Annotated in this window: 1 protein-coding gene; it reads right to left on the bottom strand. The window is 61.8% G+C overall.

All coding sequences use genetic code 11. The features are described from left to right. Window positions 1–251 (bottom strand): VCBS domain-containing protein (locus ACPYOI_RS36600; RefSeq protein WP_481420490.1); only part of this gene is annotated, 251 nt, incomplete at both ends.

Genomic DNA, 251 nt, shown 5'->3' on the forward strand with positions numbered 1-251 from the left:
GTGACGACGTCCTGGCCAACAAAGCCGTCGACGGTCGTCGATACGGTTTCGCCGGTCGGGATGCTGATGACGGGCGCATCATTGGTGCCGGTGATCAGGATGCTGATGACCTGCGTGTCCTTGGCGCCGTTGCTGTCGGTGACCTCGACCGTGTAGTCAAGACGCGTCTGCCAACCGGCCGGCAGGAAGTCGAAGTTCTGGCTGCCGGAATTGAAGGTCCAGTGCAGCGTGCCGTCCGAATTGCCGTTGAC

It is taken from the genome of Rhizobium sp. SVR5-2C (genome assembly GCF_056755115.1).